Raw genomic sequence first — 15,731 nt, 5'->3', positions numbered from 1 at the left:
CGGGCCGGGGCTGCGCCGACTCGACGACGACGAGCGCGCGGCCGTGATGTCGGCCTTCGAGCGGTACCTCGAGACGATCCCGGCGGCCAAGCGCTACCAGGGCGTCGCGTACACGATCAAGGACGTGGCCGGGCGCAGCGGGTTCGGCATCGGCAGCGCGGGCCTGCCCGCCTACACCGTGCTCATCGAGGGCTTCAACCAGGCGCTGGACAACGACGTGGTGCTGTCGATGAAGCAGGGCAACGTGGCCGCGCCGAGCCGGATCGTCGAGGAGAAGCGGATCCGCTCCTACTTCAGGCACGAGGGGCACCGCACCGCCGTCTCGCAGCGCGCGCTGCAGGCGCACGCGGACCCGTGGCTCGGCCACACCGAGATCGACGGCACCGGGTTCGTGGTGGCCGAGCTGTCGCCGTACGCGGGTGACCTGGACTGGTCGGAGCTCACCGAGCCGCAGGAGATGGACCCCGTGCTCGACTACCTCGGCCGGGCCACCGCGAAGATGCACTGCGTGTCGGACGAGGACTCCGAGCAGTCGCTGGTCGACTTCCAGGTGGAGGACGCGATCTCCGGGGTGATCGAGGACGAGGACGGGTTCGTCCGCGAGCTGACGAGGTTCGCGCTGGAGTACGCCGAACGCACCCGCGACGACCACCGGCTGTTCGTGGACGCGTTCCGCGGCGGCCGGATCCCCGGCATCCGCTCCGCCGACCCCGTCTGAGGGCCGCGCCCGGGAAAACGGTTTCAACCGGGCGCCCCGGAGACGTTTTGTGATCTCGGCCAATGGGTAGGACGCAGGTTTCCGCCCTGGGGAGGCCGCACAGATGAACGGCTGGCTACCGCCGATGCTCGCCACGCCTACCCACCACCGGTTCTCCGACGAGCACTGGGTCTTCGAACGCAAGCTCGACGGGTTGCGCGTGCTGTCGGTTCGCGACGGCCGGCACCCGGAGCTGTGGTCGACCGACCGCGGCCGGCTCGACGACCGGTTCCCCGAGCTGGTGACCGCGCTCGCGGAGCTCGGCCGGACCCGGTTCGTCGCCGACGGCGAGGTCGTCGCCTTCGAGGGCCGGGCCACGAGCCGCAGGCGGCTGCGTGCGCGTTTGGACCGCCCCGGTGGCCGCCCGCCTCCCGTTCCCGTCTTCTACTACCTGTTCGACCTGCTGTCGCTGGACGGCACGCGGCTCACCGGCCAGCCGCTGCGCGAGCGGAAGTGCTTGCTGCGCAACGCCTTTCACTTCCACGACCCGCTGCGCTACTCCGACCACTGGGCACACCACGGCGAGGTGTACTTCCGGCACGCCCGCGAGCAGGGCTGGGACGGCGTGATCGCCAAGCGGGCGGACTCGGTGTACAAGCCGGGCCTGTCGACCGACTGGCTCTCGTTCGACTGCGTGCGCGACCAGGACTTCGTGGTCGGCGGGTTCACCGCGCCACAGGGTTCGCGCGTGGGGTTCGGCGCGCTGCTGATCGGGTATCACGAGGGAGACCGGCTGCGGTACGCGGGCAAGGTCGGCACCGGCTACGACCGCGCCATGCTGCGCGCGCTGCGCGCGCGGATGGACGACATCCGGCAGCCGCGGTGCCCGTTCGCCGACGAGGTCACCGAGCCGGCCGTGCAGTGGGTGCGGCCGGAGCTCGTGGTGCGGGTCGGGTTCGCGGAGTGGACGCGGGCGGGCCGGTTGCGCCATCCCCGGTTCGCCGGCGTCCGGACGGACAAGACGGCCACCGAGGTGGTCCGGGAGACGAGGTGAGGACAGGTGCGCCAGTTCGACGACGAGGGGCCGCGCGCCGTCGGGCCGCCGGTGGTGTGGTCCGGCCCGGAGCTCGGCCCGGCGTTGGTGGTCATCGACCCCAGCGGGGCCGCGAAGCACGCGGACCTGCCCGCCACCTGGCACGAGCTGGCGGCGAGTCACCAGATCGCCTGGTGCCGGGTGCCGGCGAGCCGCGACTCGGTGGAGGACATCGAGGACGTGCTGGAGACGTTGGCCGACCGCCAGACCCGGGTGGACATCGTCGCAGGTGGCGACGCGTGCCCGGCCGCGGTCGCGCTGGCCGGCCAGTTCGACGACGTGGTGCGCTCGGTCCTGCTCGTGGATCCGGCGCCCGACACGCCGGCGGCGGTCACCGCGCGCGTCGTCGCACGCACCACCGGTGGTGACCGGGACCGGGTCGGCGCGCCCCTGCCGCTCGGTCACCCGGATGCGGTCGCGGGCGTGGTCAGGGCACTCGCGGACGCCGACCAGGCCGCCGCGGACGGCGCCGACTAGTCCTCATTGGACGACTACACACCGCTTTCGCGTTGTCCCTCAATGGCCTTCGCGCCGACCCTCCAGACTTGTGATGTGACGCCGGGGCGCCTACGGTTAAGATGCGCGGTTGAGCAACCAGCCGTTGTTGGAGGCAGAGCGTGCCTCAGCAGTGAACGGCGTTTTGGTGCAGCATTGCGTCCTTTACTTTCTTTTGTGCGCTCGTGTACTCCTGCTACTCGTCGACAACGAGAAGAGGCGTACGTCGTGCACGACATTCCCCTGTGGAGCAGCAGCGACTTCGCTGCGCCGCTCCCTAGAGGTCCCGGTGACAGTGCGTCACTGACGGACCACGTATTCGACATCGATGTGGAGGCGCGAGCCGATCAGCCGATCGTGGCTCATGTCATCGGTGCCATCGACCTGCTTACCGCGCGCGCCCTGCGCATGTGCGTCGACGACCATCTCGACGCGGGCCAGGGCATGGTCGTCGACCTCAGCCGGGTCGACTTTCTCGCCGCCGCCGGCCTGACGGTGCTCACCGACACCGACCGCCGGGCGAAGCTGGACAACAGGGCGTGGGCGATCGTGGCCAACACCCGGCCCGTCCTGCGGCCGCTCGAGGTGCTCGGGCTGGTCGACAAGCTGCCCCGCTACGACTCGGTACCGGCCGCGGTGGCCGCCTTGCGCACGGGCGCCGTGACCAGCTGAGCGGCCACGACTTCGAGGCCGCCGCGAGCCAGCCGGCTCGCGGCGGCCTTGTCGTTAGGCTGGGCTGATGTATCCGAGCACGCCGCGGTGTCGATCCGCCGCGACCCGGTTCGTCGGTGGGTCATGAACACACTCATCTCCGCCGACGGCACCACCATCGCCTACGACCGGGCGGGCGCCGGCCCGGCGATCGTCTTCATCGCGGGCGCGTTCAACGAGCGCCCGACGCTCGCGCCGCTGGCCAAGGAGCTGGCCGGCGACTTCACCGTCGTCACCTACGACCGCCGCGCCCGCGGCGACAGCGGCAACACGAAGCCGTGGTCGATCGACCGCGAGGTCGAGGACCTGGACGCGCTGATCGCCGAGGTCGGCGGCACCGCGCACGTGTTCGGCTTCTCCTCCGGCGCGATACTCGGGCTGTACGCGGCCGCGCGGGGGTCGGCCATCGGCCGGATCGTCGCGTACGAGCCGCCCTATCCGTTCGGTGAGGGGAACGCGACCGACCTGCCCGGCCGCCTCGCGGAGCTGGTCGACAGCGGCCGCCCGGGTGACGCGGTCGAGCTGTTCCAGCTCGAGGCGATCGGGTTGCCGCGCGAGATCGTGGCGCAGATCCGGCGCTCGCCGATGTTCCCGGCACTGGAGGCCATCGCGCAGAGCGTCGTGTACGACTCGACCATCACCACCGGCGCCACCCCGCCGGCGGGCCTGACGACGCCGACGCTGGTCGTCAACGGTGCGCTGACCTGGCCGGTGCTGGCGCGCCAGGCGGTCAGGACGGCGGCGGCGCTGCCGAACGCGCGGCATGTCGAGGTGCCCGGCGGCGAGCGCCACACGGTCGAGCCGGCCGTGACGGCACCGGTCGTGGCAGGCTTCCTCCGGGAGGGCTGATACGCGGGTTTCCGCTGCTCTCCAGGTCGCCGGGCCGCGTGGCACGATGGATGCCGGTGGGTGGGAACGTCGAGCAGGAAGGACGACGTGGCACATCCGACGACGGATCCCCGGGGTCTTGCCGCCGCACTGGCGGACATGGCGCGGGATCTCCTCGCGCAGCCCGGCGTCCAGCAGACGCTCGACCGCGTGGTCGAGCACGCCGTCGCCCTCGTGGACGGATGCGAGTCGGCCGGCATCCTCGTCGTCCGGCAAGGGAAGGTCAGCACGCTCGCGGCCAGCCATGAACTGGCGCGCAGTTCCGACCGGCTGCAGGCCGAGCTCGGCGAGGGTCCGTGCCTGAACGCGACCATCGAGGAGGAGCAGGTCTTCCGTATCGCGAACATGGCGGAGGCGGGTGACCGGTGGCCCCGGTACGCCCCGGCGGCCCGCGGCCTGGGCATCGGCAGCGCGATGGGCTTCTGGCTGTTCACCGAGGACGAGAACCTCGGCGCCCTGAACCTCTACTCGTCGCGACCCGACGCGTTCGGTGAGCGGACCGAGCACGTCGGCTGGCTGCTGGCGTCGCACGCCGCGGTCGCGTTCGCCAGCGCGCGGAACGAGGCGCACCTGCGCGACGCGATGGACACGCGGCAGGACATCGGCGAGGCGCTGGGCATCCTCATGGAGCGGCGGAAGATCACCGAGGAACAGGCGTTCGACCTGCTGCGCGAACAGTCCCAGTCACGCAACGTGAAGCTGCGGGCCCTCGCCCGGCAGATCACCGAAACCGGAGAGCTCGGGAACTAGACGCGGCCACGCCGGGTACCCACAGTCATGGCCATCCAGCGACCGAACCTGCTCCAGTGGCTGCGCTACACCTTCGGCGGACGCCTGCCCGACCGGTACCGCGACTGGGTCCTGCACGACACGACCAGCCGGAACTGGTTGTGGCGCTTCGCGTTGCGCATCGTCGTCGAGGCGTTGCCGTGGCTCGTCGTCGGTTTCCTGGCGCTGACGCTGCTCACGCCGATCCCGGTCGGCTACGTGCTCGCCGCGATCGGTCTCGCGTTGGTGCTCAGCCTGTACTTCACGGTCACCAGTGCCGACGAGCTCACCGAGGCCCGGCTGGTCAAGCACGGCTTCCGGCCGGGCACCGGGAAGTCGACGCGCCGCCAGGCACGCAACTGACGGGCCGTCAGGCGACCTTGGTCCGCCAGAACTCGAAGAACTCGTCCTGCCGCGGGCCGATCTGGGCGACGTACACCTCGTCGAACCCGGCGTCCACATAGGACTTCAGGGTTTCCCGGTACGGCTCGGGATCCGGGCCGACCGGCAGCGTGCCGGCCATCATGTCCCGGGTCACGAGCGCCGAGGCGTCCGCGAAGTTCCGCGGCTGCGGCAGGATCTGCGCCAGGTCGCCCGGCAGCACGGTGTTCGGCCACAGGCGGTGCGCGGTGGCCAGGCCCTCGTCGGCCGTGCCCGCGTGGCACACCTTCATCCCGCCCTGCGCGGGCTTCGCGCCGCCGCCGGCGTCGCGGAAGCGGCGCACGAGGTCGGCGTCGGGCATCGTGGACATGTAGCCGTCGGCGATCCGGCCGGCCAGGTCCGTCGCCTTTGGACCGAAGCCCGACAGGTAGATCGGCACCGGCTCGTCCGGGCATGTGTAGATCCGCGCCCCCTCGACCGTGTAGTGCCGGCCGTGGTGGTTCACGAGACCGCCGCCGTGCAGCTTGCGGATGACCTCGACGGCCTCCTCCAGCATCGCCAGCCGCACGTCGGCCGGCGGCCACGGGTCGCCGAGGATGTGCTCGTTGAGCGCCTCGCCCGAGCCGACGCCGAGCACGAACCGGCCGGCCAGCTGCTCCGCGGCGGTCGCCGCCGCCTGGGCGATGATCGCCGGGTGGGTCCGCACGGTCGGGCAGGTGACCGCGGTCGTCACCGGCAGGTCCACGGCCTCGGAGAGGGCACCGATGACCGACCAGACGAACGGGCTCTGGCCCTGCTCGTCGTTCCACGGGTGGAAATGGTCGGAGATCCACAACCGCTCGAACCCGGCGTCGGCAGCCATCTTCGCCTGGCGCACCAGCTCTTTCGGGCCGAACTCCTCGCAGGACAGGAAGTAACCGAGACTGACCATGACCGGCGGATACCCGGCGCCGGACGCCTCAACCGCCGGGTGGAACGTGGCCGGGATGTGTCGGCCCCCGGATCGTCGGGTAGCCGTTCCCGGTAACCGAATGAAGGAGGAAATCCCAGATGACCACGATCCAGAAGTCGGTCGATGTCGCGACCCCGGTGCGGACCGCGTACAACCAGTGGACACAGTTCGAGTCGTTTCCGAACTTCATGGAGGGCGTGGACGAGATCACCCAGCAGACGCCCACGCGGACGCACTGGAAGACCTCGATCGGTGGGGTGAACCGCGAGTTCGACGCCGAGATCACCGAGCAGCATCCGGACGAACGGGTGGCCTGGCGCTCGGTGGACGGCCCGTCGCACGCCGGCGTAGTGACCTTCCACCGGCTGGACGACCGGACCACGCGGGTGCACTTGCAGATGGAGTACGAGCCCGAGTCGGTGACCGAGAAGGCCGGCAGCGCGCTGGGCGTGGTGGACCACCGGATCGAGGGCGACCTGGAGCGGTTCAAGCAGTTCATCGAGAAGCGCGGCGCCGAGACCGGCGCCTGGCGCGGCGACGTGCAGCCCTCGCCCCAGCAGGGCACCGACCGCCGCTGAGCGGCGGCTCCCCACCGGCCGGCCCGGCGCGGCGAACCCGCACCGGGCCGGCCACCGATGAGTTCTCGCGGCGCGGCGGGTCTGTAGTTACATGAGCGACATGAACCTGCCTGACGTGGTGACGAGGGAGCAGTGGCTGGCCGCCCGCAAGGCGCTGCTGGCCAAGGAGAAGGCCGCGACCAAGGCCCGCGACGAGCTCAACGCCGAGCGCCGCCGGCTGCCGATGGTGCTGGTCGACAAGCCGTACGTCTTCGAGGGCCCGGACGGCAAGGCGAGCCTGCTCGACCTGTTCGAGGGCCGCCGGCAGCTGATCGTGCACCACTTCATGTGGAACTTCGACGTGCTGGCGGACGGCACCGAGGTGGCGAAGACAGTCGGGTGCCCGAGCTGTTCGGCCACCGCCGACAACATCGGCCACCTCGCCCACCTGCACGCCCGCGGCACGACGCTCGCCGCCGTGTCCCGGGTGCCGCAGTCCTACCTCGCCCCGTTCCGGGAGCGGATGGGCTGGACGTTTCCCTGGTACTCCTCGGCCGGCAGCGACTTCAACTACGACTTCCACGCCACCGTCGACGAGCGCGTCGCGCCCGTGCTGCTGAACTACCGGACCGAGGCCGAGCTCGCCGAGCGCGGCTTCGAGTGGGGCCCGCCGCGGCGTGGCGACTACCCCGGCATCAGCTGCTTCCTCCGCGACGGCGACCAGGTGTTCCACACGTACTCGACGTTCGCGCGCGGGCTCGAGCAGCAGGGCGGCACCGCCGCCTACCTCGACCTGACCGCGCTCGGCCGCCAGGAGCCGTGGGAGGAGCCGCCCGGCCGCGCCACCGGGCTCGGCGCGGGCGCCGGCAGCCCGGACGTTCGCTTCCACGACGAGTACTGAGAGCTGAGTACTAAGAGCCGAGTACCAGCTCGTTGTTGAGCTGCGCCGCGGTGTAGGAACCCGCGCCGGCGGCGGTGATCAGCTGGCTGTGCGGGTCCACCACGTTGCCCGCCGCCCACACGCCGGGCACGCTCGTGCGGCCGGCCGCGTCGGTGCGCACCCAGCCCTCGTCGTCGGTCTCGCAGCCGAGGCTCGTCAGCAACCCGTCGGCCGGCACGAAGGTCGGGTTCACGAAGATCGCCGACCGCGGCACGAACCGGCCGCCCACCTCGACCCCGGTGAGCCGGTCGCCCGCCACGACCACGCGGGCGATCTCGCCCGGCACGACCTCGATGCCCCGTGCGGCGAGCCGCTCGTCGGCCGTGATCTCACCGAGCGGGTCCGGGCCGGGGAACAGCACCACGTCGGCCGACCAGTTGCGCACCAGCAGCGCCTTCATCGCGGCCATCGGCCCGGACGCGATCACGCCGAGCGGCTGATCGCGGACCTCGTAGCCGTGGCAGTACGGGCAGACCACCACGTCGGTGCCCCACCGCTCGGCGAGGCCGGGGATGTCCGGCAGCTCGTCGCGCAGGCCGGTCGTGACGATCAGCTGCCGCGTCTCGAGCGTGCGGCCGCCGGCGAGCCGGACGGTGAACCCGGGCTCGGCGGCGAGCACCTTGTCCTCGATCAGCTCGACACCGTAACCGGCCACCTCGCGCCGGCCCGCGGCCAGCAGGTCCGCGGGCGCCATCCCGTCCCTGGACAGGAACCCGTGCAGCGCCGCGGCGCGGGCGTTGCGCGGCTCGCCCGAGTCCACGACCGCGACCCGCCGCCGCGCACGGCCCAGCACCAGCGCCGCCGACAGCCCGGCCGCGCCACCTCCGGCGATCACCACGTCGTACTTGTCTGCCATGTCGCATCACCTCCGCGTCCAATGTGCGCGCGGCGTTCCCGCGGTGACAACGTTTGTTGCCGATACTGGGAAACATGTCCATCACCGCGGCTCTGGCCGAGGTCGGCCCCCGGCTCCGGCGCATCCGCCGGCAGCGCGGCGTCACGCTGGCCGACCTGTCCGAGGCCACCGGCATCTCGAAGAGCACGCTGTCGCGGCTGGAGTCCGGCCAGCGCAAGCCGAGCCTCGAGCTGCTGCTGCCGATCTCGGCCGCGCACCAGGTACCGCTCGACGAGCTGGTCGGCGCGCCACAGGTGGGCGACCCGCGGGTGCGGTTCGAGCCGCGCCGGGTCGGCGACCGGACGGTGGTCGCGCTGACCCGGCAGCCGGGCAGCCTGCAGGCGTACAAGATGATCATCCCGCCGTCGGGCGAGGAGCCGGACCTGCGCACGCACGAGGGCTACGAGTGGCTGTACGTGCTGTCGGGCCGGCTGCGGCTGCTGCTCGCGACGCAGGAGGTCGTGCTGCGCCAGGGCGAGGCGGCGGAGTTCGACACGCGGCTGCCGCACTGGTTCGGTGCGGCGGGCGGGCGGCCGGTGGAGATCCTCAGCCTGTTCGGCAAGCAGGGCGAGCGGATGCACGTGCGGGCCCGGCCGCGTGGCCGCTCAGGTCGCGAAAGCTAGGCGGGGTAGGCGGCGGTCCGCTCGAAGCGCACGTCGGCCGGCGACACCGCGCGGCCGCGGTCGTCGACGAAGGCCACCCCGAGCGAGCGCCCGTCGGCGGCGCGGCGGGCGACGGTCGGGCCGGCCTCGTACGGGCAGTGCGCGTCACCCCACTGCTGCAGCGCGCCGAGCACGACCCGAAGCTCGCGGCCCGCGTCGGTGAGGTGGTACTCGTGGCGCTGGCGGCTCCCCGGTTCCTGGTAGGGCACCTTCTCGAGCACCCCCGCGCCGACGAGCGTGCCGAGCCGCGCGGTGAGGATGTCGGGCGCGATGCCCAGCGCCGCGCGGAAGTCGGCGAAGCGGGTCACGCCGGCCAGCGCCTCGCGGATGACGAGGAACGTCCACTTCTCCCCCAGCACCTCCAGGCTGCGGGCGATCGAGCAGGGGCTTCTCATGCACGCATCATAGCTCTGGCTTGGATGTTCCTACTCAAGGAGGACGCGCGGTCCGTCGACAGGCGGAGCGGCGCCCCCGCCGGAACCGGTGGGGGCGCCGCCACGAACAAGGTCAGCCGGGTGCCGACACGGGTTCCATCTGGGGCTTCGTGTCCACGCCCGGGATCCCGCGCCCGCGGATGGAGCAAGCGCGCGTCTCCGGCACGAACAGCAACGCGATCGCGCCGACCACGCACGCGGCCATCATGTAGTAGGCCGGGAACAGCTGGTCGCCGCTGGCGTTGATCAGGCCCTGGTTGACCGCCGGCGCCGTGCCGCCGAACAGCGACGTCGAGATGTTGTACGCGATGGCGAAGCCGGCGTACCGCACGTGCGTCGGGAACATCGCCGGGAACGTCGCCGAGATCGTCGACAGCTGCGGCACGTACAGCAGGCCCAGCACCGCGAACGCGATCACCGCGCCGACGAAGCCCTGCGTCATCAGCTGGAACATCGGGATCGCCATGACGAACAGGCCGATCAGGGAGATCCACCACAGAGTCTTGCGGCCCACCCGGTCCGACCAGGCCCCGGAGAACGGCAGCAGCACCATCATCGCGAGCTGGCCGATGATGATCAGGATCAGCGACGCCTTCGACGACAGGCCGATCTCGTTCTCGAGATAGGTCGGCATGTACGCGAGCAGCGTGTAGTTCACGATGTTCAGCGTCACGACGAGGCCCATCAGCAACAGCAGCGGCTTCCAGTACCTCAGCAGGTCCTTGAAGTGCGCGCTCGCCCTCTCGTCGATCTTGCCCTCGGCCGCGCACTCGCGGAAGACCGGCGTGTCCTCGAGCTTGCTGCGCAGGTACAGCCCGATGATGCCGAGCGGCGCGGCCACCAGGAACGGCAGGCGCCAGCCCCACGCGGCCATGTTGTCCGAGCCGACGGCCGCCTCCGCGATCAGCGCGAGCGCGGCGCCGAGCGTGAAGCCGGCGAGCGTGCCGAACTCCAGGAAGCTGCCGTACTTGCCGCGCTTGCGGTCCGGTGCGTACTCCGCCATGAAGGTCGCCGCACCGCCGTACTCGCCGCCGGTCGAGAAGCCCTGGATCATCCGGAGCACGATCAGCAGGATCGGCGCGAGGATGCCGAGCGTGGCGTACCCGGGCAGCAGGCCGACGCAGACCGTCGCACCCGCCATCAGCAGGATCGTCGTCGCGAGCACGCGCTGGCGGCCGAGGCGGTCACCGAGCGGCCCCCACACGATCCCGCCCAGCGGACGGATGAGGAACGACACCGCGAACACGAGCAAACTACCCAAAGTGGACGCGGTCGGATTGTCGCTCGGGAAGAACGCCTCACCGATGTAGGTGGCCGTGTAGGCGTAGACGCCGTAGTCGAACCACTCGGTCATGTTGCCGATCGCCGACGCGGCGATCGCTTTTCGCAGCGTGCTCGGGTCCGGCGTGCGTATCTCCGCTTGAGCCGCCCCGTCCGACTCGTGCGCCATGAGCTTCCTCCCCGACCCGGGCCCGGTCCGGACGACCGGGACAACAACCGCAGCGGGGTACCCGGCGCCCGGAACCGGCAAACCACAAGATCGAGTTTCCACCCGTCCGGCCGCCGATCGGCCACCGGCCGCCGGCCGATCGGCCGATGCCGGCCGCGACCGCGATGACCATCTGCCCGAAGTGGTGGGCCGGCCCGCTCCCCCACCCTGTGCCGGGACACAACGTCGACCACACCAAGGGGACATCCGTGAACAACACGACACCGCTGCTGTCCGGGCGGGGGCTGGTGAAGCGGTACGGCCGGCAGCACGCGCTTGCCGGCGTCGACATCGACATCCACACCGGCGAGGTGCTCGCGATCGTGGGCCCGTCCGGGTCGGGCAAGACCTCGCTGCTGCACGTGCTGGCCGGGATCCTGCGCGCGGAGGAGGGGCAGATCAGCCTTGCCGGGCAGCGGATCGACCGGCTCTCGGAGACCCGGCGCAGCGAGCTGCGCCGCACGGAGTTCGGCTTCGTGTTCCAGCAGGGGCTGCTGGTCATGGAGCTGACCGCGGAGGAGAACGTCGCGCTTCCGCTGCTGCTCGGGGGCAGCAGCCGGCCCGAGGCGATCTCCTCCGCGCGGGACTGGCTCGGCCGGCTCGGGCTCGCGGGCAAGGAACGCCGCCGCCCCGGGGAGCTCTCCGGCGGCGAGGCGCAGCGGGTGGCCATCGCACGGGCGATCGCACACCGGCCGAAGGTGATCTTCGCCGACGAGCCGACCGGCGCGCTGGACACGAGGACGGGGCACGCGACCGTGGGCGCGCTGATCGACTCGGCCGCCTCGACCGGCGCGGCCGTGATCATCGTGACGCACGACCGAGAGCTCGCGGCCGGCCTGCCGCGCACGGTGTCCATCCGGGATGGTCGGATCGAGCCGGCGCGCGACACGGCGGTGCCGGTCGCATGAACCTGGTACAGCTGGCCCTGCGCGTGCTGCGCGCCGACCGCCGCACGCAGGTGTCCACCGTCCTCACCGCACTCGGTGTCGCGGTCGCCACCGGCCTCGTCCTGCTGCTGGTGAGCCTGCCGTTCGCGACCCGGGCCCGGGCCGAGCGCAGCCTGTGGCAGACGCCCGACGACGCCGCGGGCGGCCCGGCCGAGGTCATGTGGAGCTCGGCCGAGGACGAGCTCGACGGCCGCCGGATCACCCGCGTCGACGTCGCGCCGCTGATCGACCCGGCGACCGTCCAGCTGCCGGCCGGCATCGCCGAGCTGCCCGCTCCCGGCGAGGTGCTGCTCTCGCCGGACCTCGCGGCGCTGGTGGACAGCCGCCCGGCCGCGCAGCTGGCCGACCGGTTCGGCGCGCGGCCGGCCGGCACGCTCGGCGACGCGGCGCTGCGCTATCCCGAGCAGCTCGTCGCGCTCGTCGGCCACGCGCCCGACACGATGCCGGCGGAGGCGATGAAACGCACGGCGCTGGGCTCCGGGCACGCCGAGGTGGACCCGTTGCTGTCGCTGCTGTCCGGCGTCGGCGTGGTCGTGCTGCTGGTGCCGAGCCTCGTGCTGGTCGCGTCGGCGTCGCGGCTGACAGCGGCGCGCCGGGAGCGGCGGCTCGCGGCGCTGCGGCTGGCCGGCGCCACGCCCGCCCAGGTGACGGCGATGGTCGCCGCGGAGACCGGGCTCGCCGCGGCCGCCGGCGCGGTCCTCGGCGTGGCGGCGGGCCCGCTGCTGCACGTGCTCGCGACGTACGTGGCGTGGGACGGCGGCACCTGGTTCGCCGGCGACTTCGCGCTCGGCCTGGTACCGGTCGTGCTCGTGGCGGTGACGATCCCGGCGCTCGTCGTCGGCGCCGCGGTGGCGGGCCTGCGCCGGGTCGTGAACCGGCCGCTGACCGCGACCGGCGGGCACACCCGCAAGCCGCTGTCGGGGATCCGGCTGCTGTTCGTGCCGGCCGCGGCGGGGCTGTTCTTCCTGTCGCTCACGCGGGACGGCGGCGACATGCTGCTGCCGATCCTCGTGTCGCTCGGCATCCTGATGTGGTCCCCGACGGTCGTCGGCCCGTGGGTCACCTCGGCGCTCGGCGGCGTGTTCGCGAGGGTGTGGCGGCGGCCGGCGACGCTGCTCGCGGGCCGGCGGCTGCGCGACGACCCGAAGGCCGCGTACCGCGCGTCCGCCGGCGTGGTGCTCGCGGTGTTCGCCGGCTCGATGGCGCTCACGCTGATGCCGAGCCTGGAGTCGGAAGCCGGGTACTTCAGCCGGTTCCGCGACTCGGTGCTGTACTTCGGCGCCGACCCCGACAAGGCCGGCGCCGCGGTGGCCGCGGCCGACGCGCGCCTGGCGAGGTACGGGCTCGGCGAGCGAGCCGTGTCGATCGGCGAGGGCGAGCTGCGCGCGGGCGAGCAGTACTACACGGCGATGGTCGCCGACTGCGCGGCCGCCAAGCGCGTGCTGCCCGGCACCGAGTCGATCACCTGCCGGCCCAACCCGGCGATCTACCTCGACTCGGCCGTGCCGCTCTCCGGGCTCCGCGCGACCGGATCGGACGGACCGGAGACGCCGTCGGTGCCGCTGCCGGAGGACGCGCCGGTCGTGACGGGACACGGAGCGCCGAACGTGGTGATCGTCGACCCGGCGCTGTGGCCGAAGGACGTGCCGCTGCTCGGCGTGAGCGTCGCGGTGGCGGCCGACGGCGCGACGCGGGAGGCCGCCCGGACGGCGATGCTCGCGGCGTCCGGCGGCGCGCAGGTGATCAGCAGGGAGATGAAGCTGGGCGACCAGGACACGCAGCTGGCCGATCTGCGCCGGGTGACGATCATCGGCCTGGTGACCGCGTCCGTCCTCGGTGGACTGAGCGCGGCGATCGCGACGGCCGGCTCGGTGCTCGACCGGCGGCGCACGTTCGGCGCGCTGCTGGCGGCGGGCACGCCGGTACGCACGCTCGCCCGTGCGCTGCGCGCGGAGGCCGCGCTGCCGGCGCTGGTCGCGACCGTGGGCGCGGGCGCGCTCGGCACCGCCGTCGGCGTCGGGTTGTTCGGCCTGGTGTCGAAGAGCCTGCCGACGTTCAGCCCGTGGCTCGCCGCGCCGGTCGTGCTCGGCACGCTGGTCGCCCTGCTCGCGGCATCGGTGTGCACGCCGGCGCTGAAGCGGGTCCGGGCCGAGCCGCTGGCCGAGGAGTGAGCGATGCACGAGCCACCGGAGCCCGCGGCCGCCGAGGTGGCGGCCCGCGGGCTCCGGTGGGGCATGGCTCAGGCGAAGGGGGCGAACGTGAGCAGAGCGGTCCGCGCCTCGGCGAGGACGGGGCCCGCCGCGGCCGGCTCGCCGGCACGCAGGAGCGCGGCGGCGCGGCGGATGGCGTCGGCCTGCGCGCGGACTCTGGAGATGTCTCCGCAGGCGGCGCAGCGCACCAGGGCGGTCATGAGGTTCTCGGCGAGCTCGGCGGTATCCGGGTGGTCGTCGAGTCTCGGCAGCACGCGCTCGACGCCCACGAGGAGGTCGTGCCCGGCCCTCGGCCGGATGTCCGGGACCGCGTCCTGGATTGCCATGATCAATGCCTCTCCTTTGAAGCTCGATCGGGGTTGGCGGGATTCCCTCCACATTGGACCACCAAGCGCCGGCGCGTCCAGACCCACCCCATCGTGTGTACGCCGACCCTCAGCCCGCGCCCAATCCACGCACAGGAAAAGCACAGGTTACGGGCGCACCGTCGGATGACGGGAGGAGAAGATCATGGACACGGTCGTACCGGTCGGCACCTGGCGGACCGCGGGGTTCCGTGGGCCCCGGCGGATCGACGCGGACGCGGTCGCCGCCGCGGTCGACTCGGCGGGCTGCCTGGTGGTCGCCCTGGCCGACGGTGTCGGCGACACCGCGGGCGCGGCCCGGGCGGCGCGGATCGCCGCGCAGGCCGCGGTGTCCGTACCGGCCGCCGACGGGCCGTCGGCGGCGCTCATCGCCGCCCGCCGCGCGGTGCTGGCCGAACCGGCCGCGGGCGACTGCGTGCTCGTCGTGGCGCAGCCGTTCGGGCTCGGCTGCCGGATCGCCTGGGTGGGTGACGTGCGGGCGTACGCGTGGGACGGCCGGACGCTGCTGCGGCTGACCACCGATCACACGCTGGCCCAGTACGTCCGCGACCGCGGCGGGGTGCCGGCGCCCGCGATGGAGCACCAGGTGCTGACGAGCGTGCGCACGGCCGCGCCGGCGGAGTACGGCCTGTCGTCGCTGTCGCTGCCACCCCGCCTGCTGCTCACGAGCGACGGCGTGCACAAGACGCTGCCCCACCCGGTCATCGCGGAGATCGCCGGCCACGCACCGGACCCGGCCGCGGCTCTGGTGGCCGCCGCCCGCGAGGCCGGCGCCCGCGACAACGCGACGGCGCTCGTGGTGGACCTCGTGGTGGGCAACGTCCAGCCGCCCCCGACCGGGCCCCAGCCGCTCATGCCGGCCGCCGCCTGACGCGCGGGAGCCACGTGTTCAGCGTATCGGGGGTTCAGCGTCTCGGGTCGACGTGGATCTTCGGGGCGGGGCCCCACCGCGAGCGGCGCCGGCCCGCCAGCACGCCCGCCAGTACGTCCGCCACCTCGCCCAGCCCCACGGTCGCCGCGACCAGCGGGCGTGGGTCGACCGCGCCCGAGGCGTAGCGCTCGATCGCGCCCGCCAGGCCGCCCGAGCCGCTCAGCACGCCCGTCGCCGTCACGTCCTTCAGCACCAGCGACCGCGAGTCCAGCAGGCTCGGCTCCCCCGCGATGCCGATGAACACGACCCGCCCGCCGGCCTCGACCAGCTCGACCGCGCGCGCGGGCGCGGTGGCGCCGTTCGACGCGTCGATCAC

18 protein-coding genes and 1 pseudogene are annotated in these 15,731 nt (G+C 72.7%); 13 read left to right on the top strand and 6 right to left on the bottom strand.

The genetic code is table 11. The features are described 5' to 3' along the window. The 7 genes from VH969_RS26405 to VH969_RS26375 form a co-directional block, all read left to right on the top strand. A partial coding sequence (locus tag VH969_RS26405; protein WP_331978926.1) for a DUF2252 family protein occupies nt 1-718 on the top strand: 718 nt, incomplete at its 5' end. A gap of 103 nt (nt 719-821) precedes the next feature. Beyond that, the gene (ligD, locus tag VH969_RS26400; RefSeq protein WP_331978924.1) at nt 822-1,751 is read left to right on the top strand and encodes a non-homologous end-joining DNA ligase; all 930 of its coding nucleotides are present in this window, start codon (nt 822-824) and stop codon (nt 1,749-1,751) included. A 6-nt stretch (nt 1,752-1,757) separates the two neighbouring features. Further along, on the top strand, nt 1,758-2,267 hold the full coding sequence (locus VH969_RS26395) for a hypothetical protein (RefSeq protein WP_331978922.1): 510 nt from the start codon (nt 1,758-1,760) through the stop codon (nt 2,265-2,267). 42 nt (nt 2,268-2,309) lie between these two features. Continuing rightward, nucleotides 2,310-2,957, top strand: coding sequence for an STAS domain-containing protein (locus tag VH969_RS34675; RefSeq protein WP_527249170.1), 648 nt, complete (start codon nt 2,310-2,312; stop codon nt 2,955-2,957). Nucleotides 2,958-3,080: 123 nt separating this feature from the next. Beyond that, nucleotides 3,081-3,845, top strand: coding sequence for an alpha/beta fold hydrolase (locus tag VH969_RS26385; RefSeq protein WP_331978918.1), 765 nt, complete (start codon nt 3,081-3,083; stop codon nt 3,843-3,845). Between the two features lie 87 nt (nt 3,846-3,932). Next, a complete protein-coding gene (locus tag VH969_RS26380) occupies nt 3,933-4,634 on the top strand; it encodes an ANTAR domain-containing protein (protein WP_331978915.1) in 702 nt (233 codons plus the stop codon). 27 nt (nt 4,635-4,661) lie between these two features. Further along, nucleotides 4,662-5,015: a DUF5313 family protein gene (locus tag VH969_RS26375; RefSeq protein WP_331978913.1), complete on the top strand. Its 354-nt coding sequence runs from the start codon at nt 4,662-4,664 to the stop codon at nt 5,013-5,015. Between the two features lie 7 nt (nt 5,016-5,022). Here the strand turns inward: VH969_RS26375 and VH969_RS26370 are convergent, their stop codons facing one another. Continuing rightward, on the bottom strand, nt 5,023-5,964 hold the full coding sequence (locus VH969_RS26370; RefSeq protein WP_331978911.1) for a TIGR03557 family F420-dependent LLM class oxidoreductase: 942 nt from the start codon (nt 5,962-5,964) through the stop codon (nt 5,023-5,025). Nucleotides 5,965-6,083: 119 nt separating this feature from the next. Here VH969_RS26370 and VH969_RS26365 point away from each other — a divergent pair, with 119 nt between their 5' ends. Both VH969_RS26365 and VH969_RS26360 read left to right on the top strand, forming a co-directional pair. Next, nucleotides 6,084-6,563 carry an SRPBCC family protein gene (locus VH969_RS26365; protein ID WP_331978909.1) on the top strand — a complete coding sequence of 160 codons (480 nt, stop codon included), beginning with the start codon at nt 6,084-6,086 and terminating at the stop codon, nt 6,561-6,563. A gap of 100 nt (nt 6,564-6,663) precedes the next feature. Further along, complete coding sequence (locus VH969_RS26360; protein ID WP_331978907.1) at nt 6,664-7,443, top strand: DUF899 domain-containing protein; 780 nt, start codon at nt 6,664-6,666, stop codon at nt 7,441-7,443. A gap of 10 nt (nt 7,444-7,453) precedes the next feature. Here VH969_RS26360 and VH969_RS26355 read toward each other — a convergent pair whose 3' ends face one another. Beyond that, entirely contained in the window at nt 7,454-8,338 is an 885-nt protein-coding gene (locus tag VH969_RS26355; RefSeq protein WP_331978905.1) for an NAD(P)/FAD-dependent oxidoreductase, read from the bottom strand. A 74-nt stretch (nt 8,339-8,412) separates the two neighbouring features. Here VH969_RS26355 and VH969_RS26350 point away from each other — a divergent pair, with 74 nt between their 5' ends. Beyond that, entirely contained in the window at nt 8,413-9,000 is a 588-nt protein-coding gene (locus VH969_RS26350; protein ID WP_331978903.1) for a helix-turn-helix domain-containing protein, read from the top strand. On the opposite strand, the gene VH969_RS26345 is transcribed toward VH969_RS26350, so the two are convergent. Together VH969_RS26345 and VH969_RS26340 are read right to left on the bottom strand one after the other, a co-directional pair. After that, nucleotides 8,997-9,434 (bottom strand): winged helix-turn-helix transcriptional regulator, encoded by a 438-nt coding sequence (locus VH969_RS26345; RefSeq protein ID WP_331978901.1) that lies wholly within the window; start codon nt 9,432-9,434, stop codon nt 8,997-8,999. The genes VH969_RS26350 and VH969_RS26345 overlap by 4 nt on opposite strands. 112 nt (nt 9,435-9,546) lie before the next feature. Continuing rightward, entirely contained in the window at nt 9,547-10,923 is a 1,377-nt protein-coding gene (locus VH969_RS26340; RefSeq protein ID WP_331978899.1) for an MFS transporter, read from the bottom strand. A gap of 266 nt (nt 10,924-11,189) precedes the next feature. On the opposite strand from VH969_RS26340, the gene VH969_RS26335 reads away from it, so the two are divergent. Together VH969_RS26335 and VH969_RS26330 are read left to right on the top strand one after the other, a co-directional pair. After that, on the top strand, nt 11,190-11,870 hold the full coding sequence (locus VH969_RS26335; protein ID WP_331978928.1) for an ABC transporter ATP-binding protein: 681 nt from the start codon (nt 11,190-11,192) through the stop codon (nt 11,868-11,870). Further along, nucleotides 11,867-14,080, top strand: a complete 2,214-nt coding sequence (locus tag VH969_RS26330; protein ID WP_331978897.1) for an FtsX-like permease family protein — start codon at nt 11,867-11,869, stop codon at nt 14,078-14,080. The genes VH969_RS26335 and VH969_RS26330 overlap by 4 nt, the downstream gene beginning before the upstream one ends. Before the next feature lie 68 nt (nt 14,081-14,148). On the opposite strand, the gene VH969_RS26325 is transcribed toward VH969_RS26330, so the two are convergent. Next, a complete protein-coding gene (locus tag VH969_RS26325) occupies nt 14,149-14,445 on the bottom strand; it encodes a hypothetical protein (RefSeq protein WP_331978895.1) in 297 nt (98 codons plus the stop codon). 184 nt (nt 14,446-14,629) lie between these two features. Between VH969_RS26325 and VH969_RS26320 the strand changes: the two genes are divergently transcribed. Continuing rightward, the gene (locus VH969_RS26320) at nt 14,630-15,355 is read left to right on the top strand and encodes a serine/threonine protein phosphatase (protein WP_331978893.1); all 726 of its coding nucleotides are present in this window, start codon (nt 14,630-14,632) and stop codon (nt 15,353-15,355) included. Between the two features lie 34 nt (nt 15,356-15,389). Here the strand turns inward: VH969_RS26320 and VH969_RS26315 are convergent. Next, nucleotides 15,390-15,731: pseudogene (locus tag VH969_RS26315) on the bottom strand (alcohol dehydrogenase); the annotation flags it as partial.

This window comes from Actinophytocola sp., assembly GCF_036555685.1.
Classification (GTDB): Bacteria; Actinomycetota; Actinomycetes; order Mycobacteriales; family Pseudonocardiaceae; genus Actinophytocola.
The sequence above is the reverse complement of the archived record's forward strand: the minus strand, read 5'-3'. Positions and strand labels throughout refer to the sequence as shown.

Bases quoted from the DNA above. Each gene is read 5' to 3' on its own strand.
- VH969_RS26360 (WP_331978907.1), top strand. From the start codon at position 6,664: ATGAACCTGCCTGACGTGGTGACGAGGGAGCAGTGGCTGGCCGCCCGC.
- VH969_RS26355 (WP_331978905.1), bottom strand. From the start codon at position 8,338: ATGGCAGACAAGTACGACGTGGTGATCGCCGGAGGTGGCGCGGCCGGG.
- ligD (WP_331978924.1), top strand. From the start codon at position 822: ATGAACGGCTGGCTACCGCCGATGCTCGCCACGCCTACCCACCACCGG.
- VH969_RS26375 (WP_331978913.1), top strand. From the start codon at position 4,662: ATGGCCATCCAGCGACCGAACCTGCTCCAGTGGCTGCGCTACACCTTC.
- VH969_RS26350 (WP_331978903.1), top strand. From the start codon at position 8,413: ATGTCCATCACCGCGGCTCTGGCCGAGGTCGGCCCCCGGCTCCGGCGC.
- VH969_RS26330 (WP_331978897.1), top strand. From the start codon at position 11,867: ATGAACCTGGTACAGCTGGCCCTGCGCGTGCTGCGCGCCGACCGCCGC.
- VH969_RS26320 (WP_331978893.1), top strand. From the start codon at position 14,630: ATGGACACGGTCGTACCGGTCGGCACCTGGCGGACCGCGGGGTTCCGT.
- VH969_RS26325 (WP_331978895.1), bottom strand. From the start codon at position 14,445: ATGGCAATCCAGGACGCGGTCCCGGACATCCGGCCGAGGGCCGGGCAC.
- VH969_RS34675 (WP_527249170.1), top strand. From the start codon at position 2,310: ATGGCCTTCGCGCCGACCCTCCAGACTTGTGATGTGACGCCGGGGCGC.
- VH969_RS26370 (WP_331978911.1), bottom strand. From the start codon at position 5,964: ATGGTCAGTCTCGGTTACTTCCTGTCCTGCGAGGAGTTCGGCCCGAAA.
- VH969_RS26385 (WP_331978918.1), top strand. From the start codon at position 3,081: ATGAACACACTCATCTCCGCCGACGGCACCACCATCGCCTACGACCGG.
- VH969_RS26345 (WP_331978901.1), bottom strand. From the start codon at position 9,434: ATGAGAAGCCCCTGCTCGATCGCCCGCAGCCTGGAGGTGCTGGGGGAG.
- VH969_RS26340 (WP_331978899.1), bottom strand. From the start codon at position 10,923: ATGGCGCACGAGTCGGACGGGGCGGCTCAAGCGGAGATACGCACGCCG.
- VH969_RS26365 (WP_331978909.1), top strand. From the start codon at position 6,084: ATGACCACGATCCAGAAGTCGGTCGATGTCGCGACCCCGGTGCGGACC.